Here is a 26,345-nt window from a genome sequence, read left to right on the forward strand (position 1 = left end):
CGCGACGGCGCTGGTGGTTGCCGATAGCGTCGCGGTATGGACGTCAGTTGGGAAGAGTTCGGATGGGAGCGCCTGGCCGAAGGCGCCGGGCGCCGCAGGCTGCCCGTCTGGGACGCCACCACGGCCCTGGTGGTCGGCGAGGCGGGCGCGCTGCTGTACGACACGGGCGCCACGCTGCGTGAGGGCGCCGCGATCCGGGCCCAGGCCCAGGCGCTGATGGGCGGCCGGAGAGTGACGCATGTCGCACTCAGCCACCCGCATTTCGACCATGTGCTCGGCACGGCCGCCTTCGCCGGGGCGGAGGTGTACGGCGCGGTCGGCGTCGACGCCCTGCTGTCCGGCGGCCGGGACTCGCTGCGGAACGACGCCGTACGGCACGGGGTGGCCGAGGCGGACGCCGTGGAGGCAACCGACGTCCTGGTCGTCCCGCACCACCGGGTGTGCGGCGAGTGGACGATCGACCTGGGCGGCCGGCAGGTGCTCCTGGCGAACGTGGGGCCGGGCCACAGCGGCCACGACCTGGCGGTGCTGGTGCCGGGCCCCCGGCCGGTCGTCCTGTGCGGGGACCTGGTGGAGGAGTCCGGCGACCCCCAGGCCGGGTCGGACGCCGTCCCCTCGCGCTGGCCGGCCGCGCTGGACCGGCTCCTGGAGCTGGGCGGCGAGGACGCCCTGTACGTGCCGGGGCACGGGGCCGTGGTGGACGCCGCCTTCGTCCGAGCCCAACGCGACGAGCTGGCCCGGCGGTTCGGCGTGTCGTAGCGCGGGGTGTCGCGGCGTCCGGCGGATGTCGTAGCGTCTGGCGGATGCGCAGCTACCAGCCCGATCTGACGCCTCCGTGGAAGAAGTCCGCACCCGTCCCCGAGGTGCCCGCCGACCTCGATCTGGTGGTGGAGGAGGTGGGTACCGGCTTCTGCGGCGCGGTGGTCGGCTGCGAGGCCGGCACGGTGACGCTGGAGGACCGCTTCGGCAAGCACCGGGTCTTCCCCCTCGAACCGCGCGGCTTCCTGCTGGAGGGACGCCCGGTGACGCTGGTGCGCCCGCCGTCGGGGCCCGCCCGCCCGACGCGCACCGCCTCCGGCTCGATCGCCGTACCGGAGGCACGCGCGCGTGTGGCCCGCGCGGGGCGCATCTATGTCGAGGGGCGCCACGACGCGGAGCTGGTGGAGCGGGTGTGGGGCGACGACCTGCGCGTCGAGGGCGTGGTCGTGGAGTACCTGGAGGGCGTCGACGACCTTCCGGCCGTCGTCCGGGACTTCGGCCCCGGGCCGGACGCCCGTCTCGGCGTCCTGGTGGACCACCTGGTGCCCGGCTCCAAGGAGTCCCGGATCGCCGCCTCGGTGACGGACGCCCACACCCTGGTCGTGGGGCACCCGTACATCGACGTCTGGGAGGCCGTGAAACCCGCGTCGGTCGGCATCCCCGCCTGGCCCACCGTGCCGCGCGGCCAGGACTGGAAGAAGGGCGTCTGCCGCGCGCTGGGCTGGCCGGACAACACGGGCGCCGCCTGGCAGCACATCCTGTCGAAGGTCACGTCGTACAAGGACCTGGAGCCGGCGCTGCTGGGCCGGGTCGAGGAGCTGATCGATTTCGTGACGGCACCCTAGGGGGTGTCCCGGGCGGGACCCGGCGGGTCAGTCGGTCAGTCGGTCAGGTCCCGCACCACCGCGTCGGCGAGCAGGCGGCCCCGCAGCGTCAGGACGGCGCGCCCCTCCGCGTAAGGACCGGGGTCCAGGAGCCCGTCCCTTACCGCCCGCCCGGCGGCGGCCAGGCCCGCGGGCTTCAGGAGACCCAGGGGGCACCCCTCCCGCAGGCGCAGCTCCAGCAGGACCCGCTCGACCCGCCGGTCCTCCTCCGACAGCAGCTCGCGCCCCGCGCCCGGCGAGCGCCCGCCGGCCAGCGCGGCGGCGTACGCGCCGGGGTGCTTCACGTTCCACCAGCGCACGCCCCCCACATGGCTGTGCGCCCCGGGGCCCGCGCCCCACCAGTCGGCGCCGCGCCAGTACAGCTCGTTGTGCAGGCAGCGCCCCGCGTCCGAGGTGGCCCAGTTGGACACCTCGTACCAGTCGAAGCCCGCCGCCGACAGCCGCTCCTCGGCGATCAGGTACCGGTCGGCGTGGACGTCGTCGTCCGTCATCGGCACCTCGCCCCGCCGAATGCGGCGCGCCAGCCGGGTGCCCTCCTCGACGATCAGGGCGTAGGCGCTGACGTGGTCCGGGCCCGCGCCGATCGCCGCGTCGAGCGAGGCGCGCCAGTCGTCGTCGCTCTCCCCGGGCGTGCCGTAGATCAGGTCGAGGTTGACGTGCTCGAAGCCCGCCGCCCGCGCCTCCGCGACGCACCGCTCGGGGCGGCCGGGGGTGTGGGTGCGGTCGAGCACCTTCAGGACGTGCTCGCGGGCGCTCTGCATGCCGAAGGAGATCCGGTTGAAGCCGCCCGCCCGCAGCTCCTCCAGGTAGGCGGGGCCGACCGACTCCGGGTTCGCCTCGGTGGTGATCTCCGCGTCGTCCGCGAGCCCGAACTCCTCGCGGACCGCGCCGAGCATCGCCACCAGGTCGGCGGCGGCGAGCAGCGTGGGCGTCCCGCCGCCGACGAAGACCGTGCGGACCGGGCGCGGGTCGTCGCCGAGCACCTTCCGCGCGAGGCGCACCTCGTCCGCCAGGGTCGCCGCGTAGTTGTCCCGGGAGGCGAGGACGCCGCCGCTGCCGCGCAGCTCGGTGGCGGTGTAGGTGTTGAAGTCGCAGTAGCCGCAGCGGGTCGCGCAGTACGGCACGTGCAGATAGAACCCGAGCGGCCGCTCGCCGGCCCCGAGCAGGGCGGACGCGGGCAGCGCGCCGTCCTCGGGCATGGGCTCACCATCGGGCAGTACGGAAGGCATACCGCCCATTGTCCGTCACCGCGGCGGTTGCCCGGCGTCCGTACCGTGCCGGGGCGACCGGCGGCCGTCACCGGGGCAGCGGCCGGGCCTGGAGGACCAGCAGCGCGAGGTCGTCCCGTACGGGCGCCTCGCCGAAGGCGTGGACCGCCCGCCGGATGCGGTCGGCGACCTCAGGAGCGGGCAGGCCCGCGCAGCCGGCGAGCGCCGCGGCCAGCCCGTCGCCGTCGTCGAACATCCGGCCCGTACGGGAGCGGCGCTCGGTGACGCCGTCGGTGACGCACAGCAGGGTGTCGCCGGGCGCCAGGTGGAACGTGTGGCTCTCGTACCGGGCGTCGTCCACCACGCCCAGCAGCACCTGCGGCGTGGCGGCGGGCGTCACGGTGCCGTCCGGGCGCAGCAGCAGCGGCAGGGGGTGCCCCGCGCAGGCGAGGGTGCACCGGGCGCCGCCGCCGTCCTCCGGCGCGAGCGGCACCAGCTCGCCGTACAGCAGCGACAGGAACCGGGACTGCGGCTGCGCCGGGGGCGGTCCGCCCGGCAGCTCCCCGGCGGCGGCGACCATCGACGCGGCGGCCTCCGCGGCCTCGGTGGCGTCGTCGAGCAGCAGCCGGTTCAGCCGGTCCAGGACGTGGCCGACCTGGTGGTCCTCGCGGGCCAGCAGCCGCAGCCAGGGGCGGGCGAGGCCGGTGACCACGGCCGCCTCGGGGCCGCTGCCCTGGACGTCGCCGAGCATGAAGCACCAGCGGCGCGCCCCGGGGCCCGCCTGGAAGACGTCGTAGAAGTCGCCGCCCGCGAGCCCGTCGTCGCTGGGCTCGTACACCACACGGCTCTCGACGCCGGGGATCTGGGCGACCTGGCTGGGCAGCAGACCGCGCTGGAGCACCCGGCTGATGGTGACCTGGCGGGTGTAGCGGCGGGCCGCGCCGATGGCCAGGGCGACCCGGCGCGCGAAGTCCTCCACCAGGGTGGTGACCGCGCCGGGGATCCTGGCCCCGCCGCGCCTGCCGAGCATCAGGGTGCCGAGCGCGTGGCCCCCGACGACGAGCCGGTACGCCAGGGCGGTGCCCCGCTCACAGGTGCTCGTGGCGTTCCCGGTGCGGACGGTGTTCCCGGCGTTCGCGGTACGGCCGGTGTTCCCGGTGCGGCCCTCGGGCTGGGCGTTCTTGCCAGGGGGCCGGCCGGGGCCGGCCGGAGGGGCCTGCCGGGCCGCCACCGGCCAGGGGACGGGCACCGGGCCGGTGCGGGGCGGCTCCGGCATCCCGGGCGGCTCCTTCTCCAAGACCGAGCGCAGCGGTTCGAGTGCCGACTCGTCGGCGTGCCACACCCGGGCGAGCCGCGGGGCGCCGCCGGCCGCCCCGCCGTCGCCCTCCAGCCAGAAGGCGCACCAGTCGGCCAGGCGCGGCACCAGGAGCTGGCCGGCGAGCGCGGCGACCAAGTCCTCGTCGAGCTGCCCCGCCAGCAGGTCGGACGCCTCCGCGAGGAACGACAGCGCCCCGCGCCCCGCCCACTCGTGGTCGTCGCGCACCACCCGACGCGGTGCCGGGGCGAGGATCTCGGCGGCGCGCAGCTCGCGCCGGAGGGCCGGCTCGGGGCCCGGCACCGGGCAGGTGTCCCAGCCGTCGAGGGGGAGCCGGGCCCAGACGGTCTTGAGGCCGGGCCGGTAGGTGATGCCCCAGCACTCGGCGAGGGCGGCGACGAGCTGGAGCCCGCGACCGTACTCGTCCAGGCCGTCCCCGTCGTCCGGGTGCTGGTGCTCGTGGCGGACGGTCCTGGTGGGGTGGTGGTCGGAGACCTCCAGGACGAGCGCGGCGGGCCGGCCGCCGGCCGGGTCCTCCAGCCGGAAGAGCAGGTCGACGGTGGTCCCGGCGTGGACGACGGCGTTGGTCACCAGCTCGCCGGCCACCAGGACGGCGTCGTCGGCGACCCGCTCGGTGATGGTCGCGGCGGCGGGCAGCGCGAGGCCGGTCCAGTCGGCGAGCGCGGCCCGGACGAAGCGGCGGGCGGCGCCGGGCGCGAGCGGGTTGCCGGGCAGGCTGGTGCGCGCGACGGAGTGCCCCGGAGGCGGCTGGTGGGGCGGCAGCAGCAGTTCTCCGGTGGTCGCGCGCTGTGTCGGTAGGGACCCCACGTGCGGCTCCTCGTCGGCTCCTGGGTCGGCTCGTCGTCGGACACCGACAGGGTGACAGATCGAGCACGCCCATAAGCACCGAGTCATCCAACTCGCCCATACGGAAAGCCGTGGGCGGCGCACCGCCCACGGCTTTCCGTGCCTTCCGGGTCTGCCCGGCCTTCCCGGCCGTCCGTGCCTTGCCGGCTTCCCCGGCCTTCCCGGCCTTCCCGGCATCCCGGCGGTCCGGGCTCACCCCGCCCGTCTGCCGCGGCGGGGGTCAGTCCTCCCGGGCGCCCGCGTACATCTCGTCGATCAGGTGCCGGTACTCCCGCTCCACCACCGGGCGCTTCAGCTTGAGGCTCGGGGTCAGCTCACCGTGCTCGATGTCCAGGTCGCGCGGCAGCAGGCGGAACTTCTTGAGGGTCTGCCAGCGCTGGAGCCCCTCGTTCAGCCGGTCGACGTACCCCTGGACGAGCCGCTGCGCCTCGGGGGTGGCGACGACCTCGGCGTACGACTTGCCGCCCAGGCCGTTCTCCTCCGCCCAGCCGAGGATCGCCGGCTCGTCCAGCGCGATGAGGGCCGTGCAGTAGTTCCGGTCGGCGCCGTGGACGAGGATGTTGGAGACGAACGGGCAGACAGCCTTGAACTGGCCCTCCACCTCGGCGGGCGCGATGTACTTGCCGCCGGAGGTCTTGATCAGGTCCTTCTTGCGGTCGGTGATCCGGAGGTAGCCGTCCGCGGACAGCTCGCCGATGTCGCCGGTGTGGAACCAGCCGTCCGGCTCCAGGACCTCCGCCGTCTTCTCCGGCAGGCCGTGGTAGCCCTCCATGATCCCGGGGCCGCGCAGCAGGATCTCGCCGTCGTCGGCGATCCGCACCTCGGTGCCGGGCAGCGGCTTGCCGACGGTGCCGGTGCGGTAGGCCTCACCGGGGTTGACGAAGGACGCCGCGCTGGACTCGGTGAGGCCGTAGCCCTCCAGGATGTGGATGCCCGCGCCGGAGAAGAAGAAGCCGATCTCGGGCGCGAGGGCCGCCGAGCCGGAGACGGCGGCGCGCAGCCGGCCGCCGAAGGCGTCGCGGAGCTTGGAGTAGACCAGCGCGTCGGCGACCTTGTGCTTGGCGTTCAGGCCGAAGGGGACGGTCGCGTTGCCGGTGCGGCGGAAGTTGTCCTGGCTGGTCCTGGCGTACTCGCGAGCGACCTCAGCGGCCCACTTGAAGATCTTGTACTTGGCGCCGCCGCCGGCCCGCGCCTTCGCGGCGACCCCGTTGTAGACCTTCTCGAAGATGCGCGGCACGGCGGCCATGTAGGTCGGCTGGACGACCGGCAGATTCTCGATGATCTTGTCGACGCGGCCGTCGACGGCGGTGACGTGCCCCACCTCGATCTGCCCGGAGGTCAGCACCTTGCCGAAGACGTGCGCCAGCGGCAGCCACAGGTACTGCACGTCGTCCGCCGTGACCAGGCCGGTCGCGGCGATGGCCCTGGCCATGTACGACCAGTTGTCGTGTGGCAGCCGTACCCCCTTGGGGCGGCCGGTGGTGCCCGAGGTGTAGATGAGGGTGGCGAGCTGGCCGGGGGTGATCGCGGCGACCCGGTCCTTGACGGCGTCGGGCTTCTTCTCCAGGTACGCCCGGCCCCGCTCCTCCAGCTCCGCGAGGGAGAGGACGAAGCCCTCCGGGTCGGCGGCGTCCTCCTCGACCCCGGTGGCGTCGAAGACGACCACATGGGCGAGGTGCGGCAGGTCGGCGCGGCGCTCGCGGGCCTTGGCGAGCTGCTCGGCGTCCTCGGCGATCAGTACCCGGCTGCCGGAGTCGGCCAGGATGTACGCCGACTCCTCGGCGTTGGTCTGCGGGTACACGGTGGTGGTGGCCGCGCCGGCGCACATCACGCCCAGGTCGGCGAAGATCCACTCCACCCGGGTGGCGGAGGCGAGGGCCACCCGCTCCTCCGGCTGGACGCCCAGGTCGATCAGGCCGGCCGCGACGGCGAAGACCCGCTCGGCGGCCTGGCCCCAGCTGAGCGACCTCCACTCGTCGGGGCCCTGGCCCGAGGGGGCGGGGACCGGGTGGCGGTAGGCCTCCGCGTCGGGAGTCCTCGCCACGCGTTCGAGGAAGAGGTGCGCCACGGAGGGCGGGCGGTTCTCGATCAGGGTCTGGGTGTCGCTCACGACGTCCTCCGGGCGGCTTGCGGCAGGGCTGCACGACGGGATGATTGTTTAACTGGCGAGTAACCCTCGGGCGGCTTCAGGTTAGAGCGCCATGGTCCGCCACGTAAGAGGCTGCGGCCCGGTGGTTCATACCCGGTTCATAACGACTGGCGCGCGGCCCGCCGTTCCCCGCCGTACTCCCGGGAAACCCCCAGGACCTGCCCGGAACCCACCCACGACCCGTCCGGAATCCGCCCGGGACCACCCCACGCCCCGCCCGGCATCCGCCCGGTGCCCGCTCCGGACGGTGCTCCGGGCCCCGGGCGTGCTCCGGGCCCCCGGACGCGCTCCGGACATGCGAAGGCGCCCGTCCGGGACCGGACGGGCGCCACGCGGGCACCGCTACTTCTTGCCCTTGCCGCCGGCGGAGTCGTCGCTGGACAGCACCGCGATGAAGGCTTCCTGGGGAACCTCCACGGAACCGACCATCTTCATCCGCTTCTTGCCCTCCTTCTGCTTCTCCAGCAGCTTCCGCTTACGGGAGATGTCACCGCCGTAGCACTTGGCGAGGACGTCCTTGCGGATGGCGCGGATGGTCTCGCGGGCGATGACGCGCGAGCCGATGGCCGCCTGGATCGGCACCTCGAACGCCTGCCGCGGGATGAGCTCGCGCAGCTTGGCGACCAGCCGTACGCCGTACGCGTAGGCCGCGTCCTTGTGGGTGATGGCGGAGAAGGCGTCGACCTTGTCGCCGTGCAGCAGGATGTCGACCTTGACGAGGCTGGACGCCTGCTCGCCGGTGGGCTCGTAGTCGAGGGAGGCGTACCCGCGGGTCTTGGACTTCAGCTGGTCGAAGAAGTCGAAGACGATCTCCGCGAGGGGCAGGGTGTAGCGGATCTCGACCCGGTCCTCGGAGAGGTAGTCCATGCCGAGGAGCGTGCCGCGGCGGGTCTGGCACAGCTCCATGATCGAGCCGATGAACTCGCTGGGCGCGAGGATCGTCGCGCGGACGACCGGCTCGTACACCTCGCTGATCTTGCCCTCGGGGAACTCGCTCGGGTTGGTCACCGTGTGCTCGGTGCCGTCCTCCATGAGGACCCGGTAGACCACGTTCGGCGCGGTGGCGATCAGGTCCAGGCCGAACTCGCGCTCCAGCCGCTCGCGGATGACGTCGAGGTGCAGCAGGCCCAGGAATCCGACGCGGAAGCCGAAGCCGAGCGCGGCGGACGTCTCCGGCTCGTAGACCAGCGCGGCGTCGTTGAGCTGGAGCTTGTCGAGGGCGTCGCGCAGCTCGGGGTAGTCGGAGCCGTCCAGCGGGTAGAGGCCCGAGAACACCATCGGCTTCGGGTCCTTGTAGCCGCCCAGTGCCTCGGTGGCGCCCTTGTGCAGGGTGGTGATCGTGTCACCGACCTTGGACTGCCGGACGTCCTTCACACCCGTGATCAGGTAGCCGACCTCGCCCACGCCGAGCCCGTCCGCCGGGAGCATCTCGGGCGAGTTCGTCCCGATCTCCAGCAGCTCGTGGGTGGCGCCGGTGGACATCATCCGGATGCGCTCGCGCTTGTTGAGCTGGCCGTCGATGACACGGACGTAGGTGACGACACCGCGGTACGAGTCGTAGACCGAGTCGAAGATCATCGCGCGGGCGGGGGCGTCGGCGACACCGACCGGCGCCGGGACGTCCTTGACCACCCGGTCGAGCAGCGCCTCGACGCCGAGACCGGTCTTGGCCGAGACACGAAGGACGTCGTCGGGCTCGCAGCCGACCAGGTTCGCCAGCTCCTCGGCGAACTTCTCCGGCTGGGCGGCCGGAAGGTCGATCTTGTTGAGCACGGGCACGATGGTGAGGTCGTTCTCCATCGCCAGGTAGAGGTTGGCGAGCGTCTGCGCCTCGATGCCCTGGGCGGCGTCGACGAGCAGGATGGTGCCCTCGCACGCGGCCAGGGACCGCGACACCTCGTAGGTGAAGTCGACGTGACCGGGGGTGTCGATCATGTTGAGGATGTGCGTGCTGCCCTGGCCGGGCCCCTCGGTGGGGGCCCAGGGCAGACGCACCGCCTGGGACTTGATCGTGATGCCGCGCTCGCGCTCGATGTCCATGCGGTCGAGGTACTGAGCGCGCATCTGCCGCTGCTCGACCACACCGGTCAGCTGGAGCATCCGGTCGGCAAGGGTCGACTTGCCGTGGTCGATGTGCGCGATGATGCAGAAGTTGCGGATCAGTGCCGGGTCGGTACGGCTCGGCTCGGGCACGTGGATAGGGGTCGCGGGCACGCAGGGTCCTGATTCTCGAGACGCCGGGCGTCTCTGCTCGGGTCGACGTCGGATCGATACGTAGGTTCCATGGTCCCACGGACGGGGACGGGCACTCGGTTTGGGCCACTCGGAGAGCGGCTGCTAGCCTGGGCAGCTGTGTCTCGTGGCCCTCTCATCCTCGGGGCACACCTCAGAGAAATCCTTACGAACCTGAAAAGGCTCATTCGTGGCGAACATCAAGTCCCAGATCAAGCGGAACAAGACCAACGAGAAGGCGCGCCTGCGCAACAAGGCCGTCAAGTCGTCGCTCAAGACCGCGATCCGCAAGGCCCGTGAGGCTGCCGCCTCGGGTGACGTCGAGAAGGCCACCGTGGCCGCTCGCGACGCCTCCCGTGCGCTCGACAAGGCCGTCTCGAAGGGTGTCATCCACAAGAACGCCGCCGCCAACAAGAAGTCGGCGCTGGCCACCAAGGTTGCCTCCCTCCAGGGCTGAGCCGCTCTTGATTTGATCGCCGGGCGGGACTCAGCGGGCCCTCTCTTCCGCTCCTGACCGGCACCCCGGGTTCGTACGCGGCCTGCGTTCGCCACGCGGGTACGAGCCCACCGGTACCACCCGAAGGCCCCGGCCCCCGGTTCTTCCCCAGAACCGCGGGCCGGGGCCTTCGCCGTACGGGCGCCCCGCCGGGGGCCCAGGCCCCCGGCCGGTCAGCGGCCTTCAGCGGCTTTCAGCGGTCTTCAGCGGTCTTCAGCGGCGGGAGCGGGCCGCGCGCGCGATGGTGACGACCGCCTTCTCCAGCGCGTACTCGGGGTCGTCGCCGCCGCCCTTGACGCCCGCGTCCGCCTCGGCGACCGCGCGCAGGGCCACGGCCACCCCGTCCGGCGTCCAGCCCCGCATCTGCTGGCGGACCCGGTCGATCTTCCACGGCGGCATGCCGAGCTCACGGGCCAGGTCAGCGGGGCGCCCGCCGCGCGCCGACGACAGCTTGCCGATCGCCCGCACTCCCTGCGCCAGGGCGCTGGTGATCAGCACGGGCGCGACGCCCGTCGACAGCGACCAGCGCAGCGCTTCCAGTGCCTCGGCCGCCCGCCCCTCCACCGCCCGGTCGGCGACATTGAAGCTGGAGGCCTCGGCGCGGCCCGTGTAGTACCGCCCGACCACCGCCTCGTCGATGGTGCCCTCGACGTCCGCGACCAGCTGCGACACCGCCGAGGCCAGCTCGCGCAGGTCGCTGCCCACGGCGTCGACCAGCGCCTGGCACGCCTCCGGAGTCGCCGAACGCCCCAGCGTGCGGAACTCACCGCGCACGAACGTCAGCCGCTCCGCCGGCTTGGTGGTCTTCGGGCACGCGACCTCCCGGGCGCCGGCCTTGCGGGCGGCGTCCAGCAGCGCCTTGCCCTTGGCCCCGCCCGCGTGGAGCAGCACGAGGCTGATGTCCTCCACGGGTGAGCCGAGGTACGCCTTGACGTCCTTGACCGTGTCGGCGGAGAGGTCCTGCGCGTTCCGCACGACCAGCACCTTGCGCTCGGCGAAGAGCGAGGGGCTCGTCAGCTCGGCGAGGGTGCCGGGCTGGAGCTGGTCGGGCGTCAGGTCGCGGACGTCCGTGTCGGCGTCGGCCGCCCGGGCCGCCGCCACCACCTGCTGCACGGCACGGTCGAGCAACAGGTCCTCCTGCCCCACCGCGAGGGTGACGGGCGCGAGGACGTCATCGGTCTGGTTCTTTCTGGTGGCCATCGCCGACCAGCATCGCACGCCCCACTGACACCCGTGTCCGGCCCAGACAGCGCCCGTGCCCCGGGCGGGGGCGGGGCGTCGGCCCGGGCCGGGCGGTCGCCGGGGGGCTGGGGTGTTGCGGCCCGGGCCGGGGCCAGGGACACCGGGCCACCCGGCAGCGGGCCTCCTCGCGGGCCCCGGGGGACGGGGGCGGCGGCCCAGGCCGGGGCGCGCCCGGATGTCACCCTCCGCGCCACACCTCCAAGGCCCGGCGCCGTCAGGGCTCCTCGCGCCAGCCGTCCCAGCGCGCGGCGAACTCGGCCAGTTCGGCGGCCACGAGCCGTCCGGCCGGGTCCTCGACCACCACGAGCCACTGCGCGTCCTCGGCGTCGTCCTCCCCCGCCAGGGCGTCCCGGACCAGCTGGGGTTCCTCCATGATCCCGAAACGCTCCCCCAGCTCCTCGGCGGCCTCCTCGGCCGCATCGCGGTCGGGCAGCACCAGCACATGTCTCACATCGCTCACCGCATCATCTTCCCGCGTGCCGTCACGGCTCCGGTCCCGGCCCCCGGGCGGTGGTGGCGCGCAGCTCCCGGCCGCTTCCGGTGACGGCGATCGCGCCGTGCCGGTCGGTGCTGAGGACCACCGCTCCCCCGGACCGCAGGGCGCCGACCGTACGGGGGGACGGGTGGCCGTACGTGTTGTCGCGGCCGGCCGACACCAGGGCCAGCCGGGGCCGCGCCCGGCGCAGCAGACCCGGGTCCTGGTGGGCCGAGCCGTGGTGGGCGACCTTCAGGACGTCCACCGGTGGCAGGCCCGGGTGCGCCCGCAGCAGGCCCCGCTGCGCGGGAGGTTCCAGGTCGCCGAGGAGCAGCAGCGTCGTACCGCCGCCGGCGCGGACGAGCAGGGTGACACTGGCGTCGTTCGCCCCCTCCGGCGCCGGTCCGCCCGGCAGCGGACCGCCCGGCACCGGTGCGCCCGGCCACAGGACCCGCCAGTCGAGCGGCCCGACCCGGCGGCGCTCGCCGGCTGCCGCGCGGACGACCGGGACACCGGCCGCCGCGGCCGTCCTGCGCACCGCCGCCGCCTGGTCGGGCGGGTCGTCCAGGCCGGTCGTCTGGACCGCCCCGACGGCCCGGCCCCGCAGGACACCGGCGAGGCCCGCCACATGGTCGGCGTGGAAGTGCGTGAGCAGCACCAGCGGGACCCGGCTGACGCCCAGGTCGCGCAGGCACCGGTCGACGAGCCCGGGATCGGGGCCCGCGTCCACCACCACGGCGGTCCCCCGGCCGGCCGCGAGTACCGTCGCGTCGCCCTGCCCGACGTCGCACATCGCGAACACCCAGCCCGGCGGCGGCCAGCCGGTGACGAGCCTGGTCAGCGGCGGTGGCCGCACCACGGCGAGCAGCAGCAGGACGGTGCACCCGCCCGCCAGCCACACCCGGTGCCGTATCTGGCGGGCCCAGACGACCAGCACGGCGGTCGCGGCGGCCAGCAGCAGCCCGCCCGCCCAGCCGCCGGGCCACGCCGTTTCGGCTCCCGGCAGCGCGGCGCCCGCGCGGGCGACGGCCGCGATCCACCCGGCCGGCCATCCGGCGCCGGTGGCGAGCAGCTCGGCCACCGGCCCGGCGACCGGGGCCGCGGCCAGGGCGGCGAAGCCGAGCACGGTCGCCGGAGCCACCGCCAGTTCGGCGAGCAGGTTGCAGGGGACGGCCACCAGGCTGACCCGGGCGGCGAACACCGCGACCACCGGGGCGCACACCGCGTGGGCGGCGGCCGTGGCGGCGAGGGCCTCCGCGATCCGCGGCGGTACCCGGCGGCGGTGCAGCGCGGCGCTCCAGCGCGGGGCGACGGTGAGGAGCGCCCCGGTGGCCAGTACGGACAGGAGGAAGCCGTAACTGCGGGCCAGCCACGGGTCGTAGAGCACCAGGAGCAGCACGGCGGCGGCGAGGGCCGGGAGCAGGGACCTGCGGCGGCCGGTCCCGATGGCCAGCAGGGTGATCAGCCCGCAGGCGGCGGCGCGCAGCACGCTCGGGTCGGGCCGGCAGACCAGGACGAAGGCGAGTGTCAGCGCCCCGCCGAGCAGGGCGGTCGCGCGCAGCGGAATGCCCAGCAGGGGTGCCAGGCCACCGCGTTCGGCCCGCAGGGCCTTCCCCGGTGGGCCGACGAGCAGGAGCAGCACGATCGAGAGGTTGCTGCCGGAAACGGCGAGCAGGTGGGTGAGGTCGGCCGCCCGGAAGGCGTCGTGCAGGTCGGGCGGGATGCGGGAGGTGTCCCCGACGACGAGACCGGGCAGCAGGGCCCGGGCGTCCGCCGGCAGCCCGTCCGTGGCGGCGCGCAGCCCCTCGCGCAGCTCCCCCGCCGTGCGCTGGAGGGCGTTCGGCGGGCCGGCGATCCCGGGCGGGCCCGGGTCCGCGCGCAGGACGGCGGCGAAGGGCTCCCCGCCGTCCCGGGGCGGTGACAGCCGACCCGTCAGGGTGAGCCGGGTCGAGGGCAGCAACCGCTGCCAGTCCGGCCTCGCCGGTGAGGTGATCACCAGCACCGGCGTGTGGACCCTGACGGGGGCCTTCCCAGGCGCGGCCACCCGTGTCACGTCGGCGTTCAGCACGACGGAGGCGGGCGCCGCCCTGGGGCCGAGGACGCGGGCGCGGGTGAGCCGAGGATCGGAGGTCACCGTCACCTGGGCGGTGACCCGGGCGTCCCGCTCCGCCCACCCGGGCACCGGCCCTCTGCGCAGGTCGGCGGCGTGCAGCCCGGCGCACGCCGCCCCGGCAGCGGCACAGAGCAGGACCGCCGCGAGCGCCGCGCCGCTGGCCCGCCACGGGCCGGCCGCCACAACCACCGGGCGCCCGCCCCGCAGCCGCCGGAGCAGCAACAGCGCCGCGGCACCGGCGCAGAGGGCCACCCCGGTGAGCGTCCACCAGCCCGGCGCGCCCAGTGCCAGGGCGGCCGCTCCCCAGGCCGCCAGGGCCGGCCCCACCAGCCGCAGGTCCACCGGTTCCTCCGGCACGGGCGGCTCGGCGACGCCCGGCGGGTGGTCCGTCGCGTGGGGTGCCGCCACCCGGTCCATCGCCCTCATGGCCGTACCAGGGGCTGGAGGTCGGCGAACCGGCGCTCGCCGATGCCGTTGACGTCACGCAGCTGGTCGACCGACCGGAAACCCCCGTGCTGGGTGCGGTAGTCCACGATGTGCTGGGCCAGCACGGGACCCACGCCCGGCAGGGTGTCGAGCTGCTCCACGGTGGCGGTGTTCAGGCTGACCGGCCCCGCGGCCCCGCCCACCGAACCCGCGTTCCCCGACGAACCCGACGAACCCACCGAACCCACCGCCCCTGGTGAGCCCGGCACGCCCGGGGCCTGTCCGCCGACCGGTCCCGGCACAGCGCCCACCACCACATGCTCGCCGTCCATCAGGATCCGCGCCCGGTTCAGGGCCGTGAGGTCGGTACCCGGCCGGGCCCCGCCCGCGGCGGTCAGGGCGTCGGCGACCCGGGACCCGGCGGGCAGCCGCAGCACGCCCGGCCGTCGCACCTTCCCGCTCACATCGACCACCACGAAGGGCGCCCCGGCGGCCGGGCGTTCACCAGCGGCCGCACCGGTCTCCGCGCCCGTACCGGACTCCCCGACCACCCCCGAGGACTGCGCGGCCCCCGAGGGCACCGCCTCGGCGACCACCTCCGGCGCGCGCACCGGCTCGGGCCGGCCGGTCCAGAAGTGCCGCCCGGCGAGCACGGCGGCCACGATCAGGACGACGGTGAGCGCGACGACCGTGCGGGGTTCCATCCCGCACCGCGCCCGCAGCCACAGGGGAAGCCGCTCCCGTACCGCGAAGGCCCACCGCTCGCGCCGCCGGGACAACTCCCCCGAGCCGGCCCGCTCGCCCACGCCCTCAGCCTCGGCCACCCCCGACGAACCCGACGAACCCGTCGAACAAGCAGGTAACACCCGGGCAACCGGTGGCGGATGCGTCGGCGGTGGACCGCCCGTCCGCACAAGGGCGTCCGCCTGCAACAAAGCGTCGGCTCGGCGGCGTGCCGTGGCTCTCGCGCGCACGGCGGGCTCGCGGCCGCGCAGGCGGCGGGGCCGTGCCCGGGCCCGGCCGCCCGAACCGGGCGCGCGGCCGGGTCCGCTCGCGGCCCTGCCTGACGCCGATGCCGACGCCGACACTGCCGACACCGGTACCGACGCCGACTCCGGCACCGGCACCGGCACCGGCGAGGACGCTGCTGCAATAGTCACGGAGTGTGTTCGCGTTGCCATGCCACAGCACGGTAGGGACCTTCACCCGATCCCGCTGAGCCGCGTCAAGAACCGTGGATAACCCGGCAGTTGTGGATAACCGGACCACTCGCCCGAGTGAACCTCATCCGCTCCCGGCGCTCACTTCGCCGAGACGACGACCCCGAGCAGTCCCGGCCCCGTGTGGGCGCCGATGACCGCGCCGACCTCGCTGACGTGCAGCTCCGCGAGGCCCGGCACCCGGGCGCGCAGCCGGTCGGCGAGGGCGGCGGCCCGGTCGGGCGCGGCGAGGTGGTGCACGGCGATGTCGACGGGGCTCTCGCCCGCCCGCTCGGCGGCGATCTCCTCCAGCCGGGCGATCGCCTTCGACGCCGTCCGCACCTTCTCCCGCAGCTCGATGCGCCCGCCCTCCAGCTCCAGCAGGGGCTTGACGGCCAGCGCGGAGCCCAGCAGGGCCTGTGCCGCGCCGATCCGCCCGCCCCGCCGCAGGTACTCGAGGGTGTCGACGTAGAAGTACGCGGAGGTCCCGGCGGCCTGCTTCTCGGCGGCGGCCACGATCTCGTCCAGCGTGCCGCCCGCCTCGGCGGTCTCCGCGGCCGCGAGCGCGCAGAAGCCGAGCGCCATGGCGACCATCCCGGTGTCGACGACCCGCACGGGCACCGGCGCGTCCTTGGCGGCCAGCACGGCGGCGTCGTAAGTGCCGGAGAACTCGGCGGACAGGTGGAGGGACACGATCCCCGTCGCGCCCCGGCCCGCCGCCTCCCGGTACTCCTGGGCGAACACCTCGGGGCTGGGCCGGGAGGTGGTCACGGACCGGCGCTTCTGGAGGGCGGCGGCGAGCGACCTCGCCGAGATCTCGGTGCCCTCCTCCAGCGCCTCGTCACCGAGGACGACGGTCAGCGGCACCGCGGTGATGCCGTGCCGCTCCATCGTCCGCGGCGGCAGGTAGGCCGTTGAATCAGTGACGATCGCGACATGGCGGGACATGACCGGGAGGGTACCCCGGAGGCGGCGCCGTACGGCAGCCCGCCCCCGACCGGTGATCGCAACCGGTCAGTTGGTGGTCTCGGGACGCGTCGACTTCTGCCAGGAGTAGAAGGGCTGTTGCCGGGGGTCCTTCGCGGTGATCGCCCGGGGCGCGTCCGCGCCGGCGTCCGACGACGGCGTCTCCTGCCCCGCTCCGGCCGCCCCCGAGGAACCAGCGGCTCCGGAACCAGTGGCTCCGGAACCAGTGGCTGCGGAACCCGCCGCCCCGGGACCCGCGGCTCCGGAAGTACCCGCCCCGGCCGCGTTCTCGTCCCGCCAGGACGCGGCGTCCTGCTCGACCCCGGTCCAGTGCCGCAGCGCCCCGGACTCCACGTCGATCTGCGCGCTCAGCGTCACCAGGTCGTCGTCGGCGAACTTGCGCGCCCGGTCCCGGGCGGCCCAGCGCAGCGACTCGGCCGAGTGGACGATCCGCCCGGTGCGCTCCCGCAGGTCGTCGAGGTGCGCCGTGACTCCGGCGCGGTCGGGGTCGCGCTCCAGCCGCTTGAGGTCGGCGTCCAGTTCGTGGCCGTGCGCGCTGAGCCGCTGGAACAGCTCCAGCGACTCCTTGAGCGAGGCGTCCTCGGCCGCGCCCGCCTCCAGGGCGTCCTGGGTGGCGCGCATGGAGGTGCGCAGCGACAGCCGCAGCTCCGCCAGCTCGGCGCGGACGCCGCCGGCTCCGTACGCCTTCCCGTAGGACTTGGCGCGCAGGGTGGTGTCCTCGACCGTGCGCCGCGCCTGGGTGAGGGTGCGGTCCACGCCGCGCTTGGTGGCCTGGACGGCCTTGACGGCCAGATAGGCGCCCAGGGCGACGAAGACGACGAAGAGCAGCGCCAGGATCGCGATCGCCTCTGCCATGGGGTCCCCTCGATGTCGCTCGGTACGGCACCGGACGCGGCCGTCCGTCGCCCTTCCACGGTAAACGGAGCGGGCAGTCCGAGGGTTCCGGAAGGGCCCCCGATCCTGCCCGTAGGGGAAAACCCCGGGACGCGAACCGGGACGTCACCCGGGAAGGACGCCACCCGAGACGTCCCCGGAAAGGAGGTCACCCAGGACCCCACCCGGGAAGGAGGTCCCCCGGGAAGAACGTCACCCGGGCGCCGGCTCCCTCGGGTGATACGACTCGCGGGCGCGGGACCCGGGGGCCCCGCGCCCGGGAGCGTCACGCCGGGACGATGTTGACCAGCTTCGGCGCGCGGACGATCACCTTGCGGATGCCCGCGCCGCCGAGGGCCGCGACGACGGCCGGCTCGGCCAGGGCCAGGGCCTCCAGGTCGGTGTCGGTGATGGACGGGGCGACCTCCAGGCGGGCCTTGACCTTGCCCTTGATCTGGACCACGCACGTCACGGTCTCGTCCACGACGTAGGCCGGGTCGGCGACCGGGAAGTCCTGGTGGACGACCGAGCCGGTGTGGCCGAGCCTGCGCCACAGCTCCTCGGCGATGTGCGGGGCCAGCGGGGCGACCAGCAGCACCAGCCGCTCGGCGACGGACCGCGACAGGGGCTCGCCCGTCTTGGTCAGGTGGTTGTTCAGCTCGGTGATCTTGGCGATCGCCGTGTTGAACCGCATGGCGGCCATGTCCTGGCCGACTCCGTCGATCGCCTTGTGCAGGGCGCGCAGCGTGTCCTCGCCGGGCTCGCCGTCGACGACGGTCGTCTCGCCGGTCGCCTCGTCGACGATGTTGCGCCAGATCCGCTGGAGCAGCCGGTACTGGCCGACCACCGCGCGCGTGTCCCAGGGGCGGGAGACGTCCAGCGGGCCCATGGCCATCTCGTACAGGCGCAGGGTGTCGGCGCCGTACTCGGCGCAGATCTCGTCCGGGGTGACGGCGTTCTTCAGGGACTTGCCCATCTTGCCGAGGACGCGGCTCACCTTGGCGCCCTCGTAATAGAAGGCGCCGTCCCGCTCCTCGACCTCGGCGGCGGGCACGGCGATACCGCGCGCGTCCCGGTAGACGAACGCCTGGATCATGCCCTGGTTGTAGAGCTTGTGGAACGGCTCGGCGGACGAGACGTACCCCAGGTCGTACAGCACCTTGGACCAGAACCGCGCGTACAGCAGGTGCAGTACGGCGTGTTCGGCGCCGCCCACGTAGAGGTCGACGCCGCCGTGCGGCTGCCCCTCGCGGGGGCCCATCCAGTACCGCTCGACCTCCGGGTCGACCAGCTTGTCGCTGTTGTGCGGGTCCAGGTAGCGCAGCTCGTACCAGCAGGAACCGGCCCAGTTGGGCATGGTGTTGGTCTCGCGGCGGTACTTCTTGGGGCCGTCGCCCAGGTCCAGGGTGACGTGGACCCAGTCCTCGTTGCGCGACAGCGGGGTCTCGGGCTGGGTGTCGGCGTCGTCCGGGTCGAAGGTGCGGGGCGAGTAGTCCTCGACCTCGGGCAGTTCCAGCGGCAGCATCGACTCGGGCAGCGCGTGGGCGATGCCGTCCTCGTCGTAGACGATCGGGAAGGGCTCGCCCCAGTAGCGCTGCCGGCTGAACAGCCAGTCGCGCAGACGGTAGTTGACGGTGCCCTCGCCGATGCCCCGGCCGGTCAGCCACTCGGTGATCCGCGCCTTGGCCTCGACGACGCCCAGGCCGTCGAGGGAGATGTCGCCGCCCGAGGAGTTGATGATCTTCGCGTCGTACGAGTCGAAGGCGTCGTCCCAGGTGGCGGGGTCGGTGCCGCGGTCGTCCGAGGGCTCGACCACACAGCGCATGGGCAGCTCGAAGGCGCGCGCGAAGGCGAAGTCCCGGCTGTCGTGCGCCGGTACGGCCATGATGGCGCCGGTGCCGTAGCCCATCAGGACGTAGTCGGCGATGAACACGGGGACGCGGTCGCCGCTGACCGGGTTGACGGCGTACGCGCCCGTGAAGACGCCCGTCTTGTCCTTGGCCTCGGCCTGGCGCTCCACGTCGGACTTGGACGCGGCCTGCTTGCGGTAGGCGTCGACGGCCTCGGCGGGGGTGGCGTGCCCGCCGGTCCAGACGTCGTGGGTGCCCTCGGGCCACGCCGCCGGCACGATCTTGGTGACCAGCTCGTGCTCAGGGGCCAGCACCATGTACGTGGCGCCGAACAGGGTGTCCTGGCGGGTGGTGAAGACGGTGATGGCGTCGTCGCCGACGGGGAAGTCGACGCGGGCGCCCTCGGAGCGGCCGATCCAGTTGCGCTGCTGGAGCTTGATGGCCTCCGGCCAGTCCAGCGCGTCCAGGTCGTCCAGCAGCCGGTCGGCGTAGGCGGTGATGCGCATGTTCCACTGGCGCAGCTTGGCCTTGAAGACGGGGTAGTTGCCGCGCTCGGAACGGCCCTCGGCGGTGACCTCCTCGTTGGCCAGGACGGTGCCCAGGCCGGGGCACCAGTTGACCGGGGCGTCGGAGGCGTACGCGAGGCGGTACTGGCCCAGGACGTCGGCCCGCTCGGCGGCGGTCAGCCCGTCCCACGCGCGCGTGCCGGGTACGGCGCGCTCACCGCTCTCGAACTGGGCGACCAGGTCGGCGATGGGGCGGGCCCTGCCCGCCTCCTCGTCGTACCAGGAGTTGAAGATCTGGAGGAAGATCCACTGGGTCCACTTGTAGTAGTCCGGCTCGATCGTGGCGAACGACCGGCGCTTGTCGTGGCCCAGGCCCAGCCGGCGCAGCTGGACCTTCATGTTCTCGATGTTGGCCTCGGTGGACACGCGCGGGTGCGTGCCGGTCTGCACGGCGTACTGCTCGGCGGGCAGGCCGAAGGCGTCGAAGCCCAGGGTGTGCAGGACGTTGTGCCCGGTCATGCGCTGGTGGCGGGCGTAGACGTCGGTGGCGATGTACCCCAGGGGGTGGCCCACGTGGAGGCCGGCGCCCGAGGGGTAGGGGAACATGTCCATGATGAACTTCTTGGGCCGGGCGACGACGGCCGGGTCGCCAGCCAGGTCACCGCTCGGGTTGGGCGCCTCGTAGGTGCCGTCGGCGTCCCAGAAGTCCTGCCAGCGTGCCTCGATGTCGGCGGCCATGGCCGCCGTGTACCGGTGCGGGGCCGCTGCCTCGGCAGCGGGCGGATTCGTCTCGCTCATGGTCCTTGAAGCTCCATCGATCGTCTCTGCCGGCAGCCGCTCTGTCGGCACGGCGAAATGAAAAATCCCCTCGCACAGGAGGGGACGCCGCGCCGATTCCGGCCGGATCTTCGATCCGCCGGTACTGATCAGCGCGGCTCGCTAAGCAGAAGGCGTACGGCACGCATGGCGTCAGGGTACCGCAGGGCCCCTCCGGACCGCATCGAGGGCCGCGACCGACAGCGACCGACCGGGACTGACAGCAGCGACCGGCTGCGTGCGCGCGCGGGTTACTCCGCGTATCGCCCCTATCCCGGGCAACCCCAGAGTCAGTTGCCGGATGTTCCTAACGCTAAACGCCCAAAGCTCGTACTGGTTGGTATGCGTCCACTTAGCATGCGGCCACGGGACCTCTTTTCCGCACCACTGGAGTCGCCCCCCATGAACCCTCATCGCAAGATCCGCTCATCACCCGCCGTACAGGCCGGTATGAGCAAGCCGGTACAGGGCGGGCTCACCGCGGCTGCACTGGTGCTCATACCGGTGCTGGCGATCGGCGGGAGCGACAGCTTCCGCGCCGCTCTGGACTTCACCACGGGCGTCCTCTCCCTCGTGTCGCTGACCGCTTCCGTCGCCTGGGGCCTGATAGCGACGGACCGGCTGCTCCTCTCCACCCGGCACCGGCTGCTGGCACAGGCCATCCACCGCACCACCGCGGTGGCCTCCCTCGGCTTCCTGCTCCTCCACGCCACCGTCAAGGTCTCCCTCGGGCACGTGGCGCTCATCGGGGCCCTCGTGCCCTTCGGCCTCGGCGTCACCGGCACCTCCGGCCTCATCGGCTTCGGCTCGCTCGCCGGCCTGCTGATGGTGGTCGCCGCGTCCACCGGCGCCGCCCGCAGCGCCCTGGCGGGCCGGGGCAGCATCGCCGCCCGCTGGCGGCCCCTGCACATGCTGGCCTACCCGGCCTGGTGCTGCGCCCTCGTCCACGGGCTCTACGCGGGTCGCCCCGCGGCGACCTGGGTCACCGCCATGTACTGCCTGGCCCTCACCGGCGTCGCCACGGCCGTCTCCGTACGGCTACTGCCCCGCCCCACCCAGCAGCGCCTCGCCGAAAGGGTCCTGGGGCTGCTCGGGCCGGGCACCGAGAAGGCCGGCACCCGCGGGGCGCGCAGGCGCCGCGACCCCTCCGTGTCCCCGCTGCCCGGCGCCTCGGACATGCCGCCGCCCTCGTACGACCCCTCCCCTCCGTTCGAGCAGGAGCTGCGCCGGGAGCCGCGCACCGGCCCCGAGCCCCCCTCCCGCCCCGCATCGCCGCCCACGGCCGCCCAGGACCGCTTCCTGGGCCGCCCGCGTGAGCAGCCCACTCTGACGCCGCCCTCGGCCCCGCTGTACGAGCCGTCCTTCCCGCCGCCCGCCCCCGGCGCCGCCACCCGCACCAGAAGGGCCGGGATATCCGCCGCCTACCGGGCCATGTCCCGGAACAACGCGGCACCCGGCCCGGCCACCGCCCCGGCGGCCGGCGGCCCCACCGAGGAGATCCCCTACGCCGAGCGCGTGCCCATGACGGAGGAGCTGCCGGTCGTCACCGACGAGCCGGCCACCCGTCCCGGCTACTGGCCGACCCCTTCCCCGCCGCCGCCGACGCCATCCCCCGCCCCGCGCGCGTACCACCCGGAAACGCCGCCGCCGTCCTCGTACGGCCAGGCCACCTCCGCGCCCGGGCCGTCCCCGTACGGCCAGGGCGACCCCTCCTCTCCGTACGGCCAGGACGCCACCCCTCCGCCCTTCCCGGGCCCCGGCGTCTCCCCGCCCCCGTACGGCGAGCCCCGTTCCTCCGAGCCCGCACCGGGCCCCTTCCAGCAGCCGCCGGCCGGCGAGCCCTGGACCGCACCAGCAGGAGACCGCCCGTGAACACCCCGCTCCCCGACGTCCCCGAGGTCCGCGTCGTCGGCCTCCCCCAGCTCACCCAGGGCTTCGACCTCGTCGAGCGGCTCGACCTCCAGATGCACCTGAAGGTGCACGGCCCGCTCGAACCGATGGGCGGCGAGCGGCTCGCCCAGCTCGCCGAGGAGATATCCCTGACCGGGCGCGGCGGCGCCGGCTTCCCGTTCGGCAGGAAGCTGCGCGCGGTGGCCAAGGCGACCATCCGCCGGGGCGTGCGCCCGGTCGTCGTGGTCAACGGCAGCGAGGGCGAGCCGGCCTGCCGCAAGGACACCGTGCTGCTCAACCGGGCCCCGCACCTGATCCTGGACGGTGCCCTGCTGGCGGCCGAGGCCCTCGGCGCCCGCACCCTGGTGGTGGCGGTGACCCGCAACTCCACGGAGGTCTCCATCCGCGCCGCCCTCGCCGAGCGCGGACTCTCCGACCGGCGCGGGCAGCGCCTGCGCGCGCGTGTCGTCCGCACCCCGGAACGGATGGTCTCCGGCGAGGCGTCGTCGGTGATCCGCGCGGCGAACGGCGGGCCGGCCATCCCGCCGGGCCGCCGCGAGCGGGCCGCCGAGTCGGGGGTGGGCAACGCCCCGACCCTGCTGTCCAACGCGGAGACGTACGCGCAGCTCGCCGTCGCGGCCCGGGTCGGCTCCGGGCGCTACGCCCAGCACGGGCTGGACAGCGAGCCCGGCACGGTGATGCTGACGATCTCCGGCCAGGTGGCCCGCCCGATGGTGGTCGAGGTCCCGACGGGTGTGCCCATGCGGTACGTCCTCCAGCTCGCCGGCGCGCCGCAGGTGCCCCAGGGCGTGCTGACGGGCGGCTACCACGGCAACTGGATCGACTCCATGGCCGTCGACAACTGCGTCATCTCCAAGCAGTCCATGGCGGCCGTGGGGGGCGCCCTGGGAGCCGGAGCCATCCTGCCGATCGGGCCGGACACCTGCCCGCTGGGCGAGGCGCAGCGCGTGGCGAACTGGCTGGCGGCCGAGACGGCCGGCCAGTGCGGCCCCTGCCGGCTGGGGCTGCCGGCGGCGGCGGGCGGACTGTCGGACGTGCTGAACGGCGGCGGTCCGGCCGCCCTGGAAGCGCTGCGCGAGGTCACCCAGGCGGTGAAGGGCCGGGGCGTGTGCAAGCACCCGGACGGTTCCGCGCGGTTCTTCAGCTCGACGCTGTCGGCCTTCACCGACGACCTGGCGGCGCACGTCCTGCACGGCGGCTGCGGGCGGCCGACGCTCGGTGTGCTGCCGCTGCCCGAGCCGGGCTACCAGGAGGTCGTGGAGTCCATCCCGAGCGGCGAGAAGCTGGCGGTGGACTGGACGCTGTGCAAGGGCCACGGGCTGTGCGCGGACATCGTCCCGGAGCTGATCCGGATGGGCCGGGACGGCTACCCGGTGCTCGCCGACGCGTCCGTGCCGACGCATCTGCGCGACCGTGCGCAGCTCGCGGTGCGGCGCTGCCCCGAGCTGGCGCTCCGGCTGGAGCAGGGCCCGCAGGAGAAGCCCTCGCGGCCCTCCCGGCCCGCCCTGCCGAGCGCCGACCGCAAGGCGCTGGGCAGCGGCCGGGGTTGACGTGAGCCGGGCCCGGTGGCGCACGCCGCCGGGCCCGGTGGCGCACGCCGCCGGGCCCGGTGCACCCCGCCCCAAGCCTCACCGTGCGCCCTCACCATGGGCCCGCACTACGGGGCTCCTCCGGGCCGCTGCTCCGGGCCGCTGCTCCGGGCACAGCGAAGAGGCGGGCCGTCCGACCGGACGACCCGCCTCCCACGTACTGTGGAGCTAAGGAGAATTGAACTCCTGACCTCCTGCATGCCATGCAGGCGCTCTACCAACTGAGCTATAGCCCCTTGCGGTGTGCCGCCTGCGCCGGAGTCTCCTCCGTGCCGGGTCTCCCTCGCGGGCTTCCCTCGCGGCGACACAGAGAACATTACACGGTTCCCCCGGTGATTCACCAAATCGTTTACGGTCGGTAGGGCTCTGGCCGGTAGCGTCGCCCTTTGTGACCGTCTCCACCACCCTCCGGGCGCGCCTGCGGGAGCTGCCCCTCGCCGCCATAGCCGCCTGTCTGCTGTCCTTCGCGGCCTTCTGGATGGCGCAGCGCGCCGCGAACGTGACCATGCTCGACCTGTCCGTCTACCGGGCCGAGGGCGAGACCGTCCTGGCCGGCGGCGACCTGTACGCGATGCGCGCCACGTCGGCCAACCTGCCGACGACCTACCCGCCGTTCGCCGCACTGCTGTTCACGCCGCTGACGCTGCTCGGGGTCCCGGAGATGCGCACCCTGGCCACGGCGGGGAACCTGCTGCTGCTCCTCGCCCTGGTGCACCTGTCGCTGCGCCTGGTGGGCCGGGACCGGCCGGGTACGGCGCTGTGGGCGGCGGCGGTCCTGGTGTGGTGCGAGCCGGTGTGGACGACCCTGCGGTACGGGCAGATCAACCTGCTGATCGCGGTGGCGGTGCTGTGGGACCTGACCCGGCGGGAGAACAACCGCTGGGCCGGGGTGGGCATCGGGCTGGCGACGGCGGTGAAGCTCACACCGGGGCTGTTCGTGGTCCTGCTGGTCGCCGTGGGGGTGGTACGCGCGCGTGCGGGGGGATTCCGGTCCGGGTGGAACCCGTGGCTGCGGCAGGCGGCGACGGCGACCGGCACGTTCGTCGCGGTGACGGTGGCGTCCGCCGTCGTCCTGCCGTACGACTCCCGCCGCTTCTGGACCCACATGATCTTCGAGACGAGCCGGGTCGGGCGCAAGGAGGAGACCGCGAACCAGTCGCTCAACGGCGTGCTGGCCAGGCTGCTGCACACCACCGACCCGGGGGTGTGGTGGCTGATCGCGGCCGTGGTCGTCGGTGTGGCGGGCCTCACGGTGGCGGTCCGGGCGGCGCTGCGCGGCGACCGGCCGGTGGCGGTGGTGGCGTGCGCGACGACGGCTCTGCTGGTGAGCCCGATCTCCTGGTCGCACCACTGGGTGTGGTGCGTGCCGGCCCTGGTCCTGCTGGCGACCCGGGTGCGGCCGGTGTGGACGGCCGCGACGGCTCTGGTGTTCGCGTCGTTCGCCCTGTGGTGGGTGCCGCACGCGCCGGCGCCCGTACGGCTCGAACTCCACCAGAACGGCTGGCAGATGCTGCTGTCCGGGCTCTACACGCTGGTGGGGCTCGCCCTGTTGTACGCGTCGGGGTCCGGCGCGCTCGGTACGGCCCGGGAAGACCGCCCGGCCGGCGGTGCCGTGGCGGACACGGAGGCCCCGCCCGTATCGGCTCAGGGCGTACCGGCTCAGGATGTACCGGCTCAGGATGTACCGGCTCAGGATGTACCGGCTCAGGGCGCGGCGGCTCGGGGCGTGACGGCTCAGGCCGTGGCGAAGGAGTAGAACCGCTTGAGGGTGCAGTGCTCGTCCAGCAGGCGCCCGTAGATGGGCTCCCCCTCGAGCTCCCGGTAGGTCTCGATGGGGTCGCCTTTTATGATCAGCGCCCGGGCGCACTCCTCGCACCAGTACTGGTACCGGGCGTTGACCGGGTCCATGTCGCGGACGATCGGCGTACCGCTGCCGCACCAGTCGCATTTCCGCCTGTGCGCACCCATCAATCAGCTCCAGCAGTGGCCGCAGGACGTGCACACATAGGACACTCCGCCATTGTCACCGAGCACTTGGGCGACGTGGGACGAGCCGCACGACGGGCAGCTCAGGCCGGTACGCGACCGTGCCGCGGCGAGCGGGTCGGGTGTCTCCCCGAAGCTGCTGGCCGCCATCGCGCACTCCCTCCCGTCCGGACCGACGTCCCCCTCCGGCCGTCCGATTCTGCCACGGTCCGGCAGCAGTATCAGCGGGGTTACGAGGTGGGCCCGGCATCACGGGGCGGGAAGCGGCAGGTCCCGCAACGCACGGATCCCGCCCCCTTGCGGGGACGGGATCCGGTGATTGTGGAGCTAAGGAGAATTGAACTCCTGACCTCCTGCATGCCATGCAGGCGCTCTACCAACTGAGCTATAGCCCCTCGTGTTCTTCGCGCTCCGCGCTGCGAACAAGAAGAACTTTAGCCTGTGACCAGCCGGAAAGTGAAA

The 26,345-nt window shown here is 73.9% G+C and carries 18 protein-coding genes and 2 tRNA genes; 6 read left to right on the plus strand and 14 right to left on the minus strand.

All coding sequences use genetic code 11. From position 1 onward, the window contains the following. Nucleotides 1–36: 36 nt before the first annotated feature. Together ACF08D_RS09440 and ACF08D_RS09445 are read left to right on the plus strand one after the other, a co-directional pair. Complete coding sequence (locus tag ACF08D_RS09440) at nt 37–759, plus strand: MBL fold metallo-hydrolase (protein WP_392221972.1); 723 nt, start codon at nt 37–39, stop codon at nt 757–759. A 44-nt stretch (nt 760–803) separates the two neighbouring features. Continuing rightward, complete coding sequence (locus ACF08D_RS09445; RefSeq protein ID WP_392221973.1) at nt 804–1,604, plus strand: DUF3097 domain-containing protein; 801 nt, start codon at nt 804–806, stop codon at nt 1,602–1,604. Between the two features lie 35 nt (nt 1,605–1,639). On the opposite strand, the gene hemW is transcribed toward ACF08D_RS09445, so the two are convergent. From hemW to lepA, 4 genes are all read right to left on the minus strand, one after another. Further along, nucleotides 1,640–2,881, minus strand: a complete 1,242-nt coding sequence (gene hemW, locus ACF08D_RS09450; RefSeq protein ID WP_392221974.1) for a radical SAM family heme chaperone HemW — start codon at nt 2,879–2,881, stop codon at nt 1,640–1,642. A 58-nt stretch (nt 2,882–2,939) separates the two neighbouring features. Further along, nucleotides 2,940–4,994 (minus strand): SpoIIE family protein phosphatase, encoded by a 2,055-nt coding sequence (locus ACF08D_RS09455; protein WP_392221975.1) that lies wholly within the window; start codon nt 4,992–4,994, stop codon nt 2,940–2,942. A 259-nt stretch (nt 4,995–5,253) separates the two neighbouring features. After that, entirely contained in the window at nt 5,254–7,143 is a 1,890-nt protein-coding gene (locus tag ACF08D_RS09460) for an AMP-dependent synthetase/ligase (RefSeq protein WP_392221976.1), read from the minus strand. Nucleotides 7,144–7,524: 381 nt separating this feature from the next. Then, nucleotides 7,525–9,396 (minus strand): translation elongation factor 4, encoded by a 1,872-nt coding sequence (lepA, locus tag ACF08D_RS09465; RefSeq protein ID WP_126886645.1) that lies wholly within the window; start codon nt 9,394–9,396, stop codon nt 7,525–7,527. Nucleotides 9,397–9,604: 208 nt separating this feature from the next. Here lepA and rpsT point away from each other — a divergent pair, with 208 nt between their 5' ends. Then, nucleotides 9,605–9,871 (plus strand): 30S ribosomal protein S20, encoded by a 267-nt coding sequence (rpsT, locus tag ACF08D_RS09470; protein ID WP_392221977.1) that lies wholly within the window; start codon nt 9,605–9,607, stop codon nt 9,869–9,871. A 252-nt stretch (nt 9,872–10,123) separates the two neighbouring features. Here rpsT and holA read toward each other — a convergent pair whose 3' ends face one another. From holA to leuS, 7 genes are all read right to left on the minus strand, one after another. Beyond that, on the minus strand, nt 10,124–11,110 hold the full coding sequence (gene holA, locus ACF08D_RS09475; protein ID WP_392221978.1) for a DNA polymerase III subunit delta: 987 nt from the start codon (nt 11,108–11,110) through the stop codon (nt 10,124–10,126). Nucleotides 11,111–11,366: 256 nt separating this feature from the next. Beyond that, nucleotides 11,367–11,612, minus strand: a complete 246-nt coding sequence (locus ACF08D_RS09480) for a hypothetical protein (protein ID WP_392221979.1) — start codon at nt 11,610–11,612, stop codon at nt 11,367–11,369. A gap of 22 nt (nt 11,613–11,634) precedes the next feature. Next, nucleotides 11,635–14,157, minus strand: a complete 2,523-nt coding sequence (locus ACF08D_RS09485) for a ComEC/Rec2 family competence protein (protein WP_392222344.1) — start codon at nt 14,155–14,157, stop codon at nt 11,635–11,637. A 5-nt stretch (nt 14,158–14,162) separates the two neighbouring features. After that, a complete protein-coding gene (locus tag ACF08D_RS09490; RefSeq protein WP_392221980.1) occupies nt 14,163–14,990 on the minus strand; it encodes a helix-hairpin-helix domain-containing protein in 828 nt (275 codons plus the stop codon). A gap of 477 nt (nt 14,991–15,467) precedes the next feature. Beyond that, nucleotides 15,468–16,313 carry a DegV family protein gene (locus ACF08D_RS09495; protein ID WP_392221981.1) on the minus strand — a complete coding sequence of 282 codons (846 nt, stop codon included), beginning with the start codon at nt 16,311–16,313 and terminating at the stop codon, nt 15,468–15,470. A 66-nt stretch (nt 16,314–16,379) separates the two neighbouring features. Next, nucleotides 16,380–17,207, minus strand: coding sequence for a hypothetical protein (locus ACF08D_RS09500; RefSeq protein ID WP_392221982.1), 828 nt, complete (start codon nt 17,205–17,207; stop codon nt 16,380–16,382). A 304-nt stretch (nt 17,208–17,511) separates the two neighbouring features. Beyond that, the gene (gene leuS, locus ACF08D_RS09505; protein WP_392221983.1) at nt 17,512–20,379 is read right to left on the minus strand and encodes a leucine--tRNA ligase; all 2,868 of its coding nucleotides are present in this window, start codon (nt 20,377–20,379) and stop codon (nt 17,512–17,514) included. 468 nt (nt 20,380–20,847) lie between these two features. Here leuS and ACF08D_RS09510 point away from each other — a divergent pair, with 468 nt between their 5' ends. Together ACF08D_RS09510 and ACF08D_RS09515 are read left to right on the plus strand one after the other, a co-directional pair. Further along, the gene (locus tag ACF08D_RS09510; RefSeq protein ID WP_392221984.1) at nt 20,848–22,269 is read left to right on the plus strand and encodes a hypothetical protein; all 1,422 of its coding nucleotides are present in this window, start codon (nt 20,848–20,850) and stop codon (nt 22,267–22,269) included. Then, nucleotides 22,266–23,858 carry an NADH-ubiquinone oxidoreductase-F iron-sulfur binding region domain-containing protein gene (locus ACF08D_RS09515; protein ID WP_392221985.1) on the plus strand — a complete coding sequence of 531 codons (1,593 nt, stop codon included), beginning with the start codon at nt 22,266–22,268 and terminating at the stop codon, nt 23,856–23,858. The genes ACF08D_RS09510 and ACF08D_RS09515 overlap by 4 nt, the downstream gene beginning before the upstream one ends. A gap of 202 nt (nt 23,859–24,060) precedes the next feature. Here ACF08D_RS09515 and ACF08D_RS09520 read toward each other — a convergent pair. Continuing rightward, nucleotides 24,061–24,133: transfer RNA gene (locus ACF08D_RS09520), tRNA-Ala, on the minus strand. Between the two features lie 152 nt (nt 24,134–24,285). On the opposite strand from ACF08D_RS09520, the gene ACF08D_RS09525 reads away from it, so the two are divergent. Beyond that, nucleotides 24,286–25,653: a glycosyltransferase 87 family protein gene (locus ACF08D_RS09525; RefSeq protein ID WP_392221986.1), complete on the plus strand. Its 1,368-nt coding sequence runs from the start codon at nt 24,286–24,288 to the stop codon at nt 25,651–25,653. On the opposite strand, the gene ACF08D_RS09530 is transcribed toward ACF08D_RS09525, so the two are convergent. Both ACF08D_RS09530 and ACF08D_RS09535 read right to left on the minus strand, forming a co-directional pair. Then, on the minus strand, nt 25,632–25,865 hold the full coding sequence (locus ACF08D_RS09530) for a hypothetical protein (protein ID WP_392221987.1): 234 nt from the start codon (nt 25,863–25,865) through the stop codon (nt 25,632–25,634). The genes ACF08D_RS09525 and ACF08D_RS09530 overlap by 22 nt on opposite strands. Before the next feature lie 340 nt (nt 25,866–26,205). Further along, nucleotides 26,206–26,278: transfer RNA gene (locus ACF08D_RS09535), tRNA-Ala, on the minus strand. Between the last annotated feature and the right edge of the window lie 67 nt (nt 26,279–26,345).

Origin of the sequence: Streptomyces sp. NPDC015131 (assembly GCF_043079975.1) — a bacterium.
GTDB lineage: Bacteria > Actinomycetota > Actinomycetes > Streptomycetales > Streptomycetaceae > Streptomyces.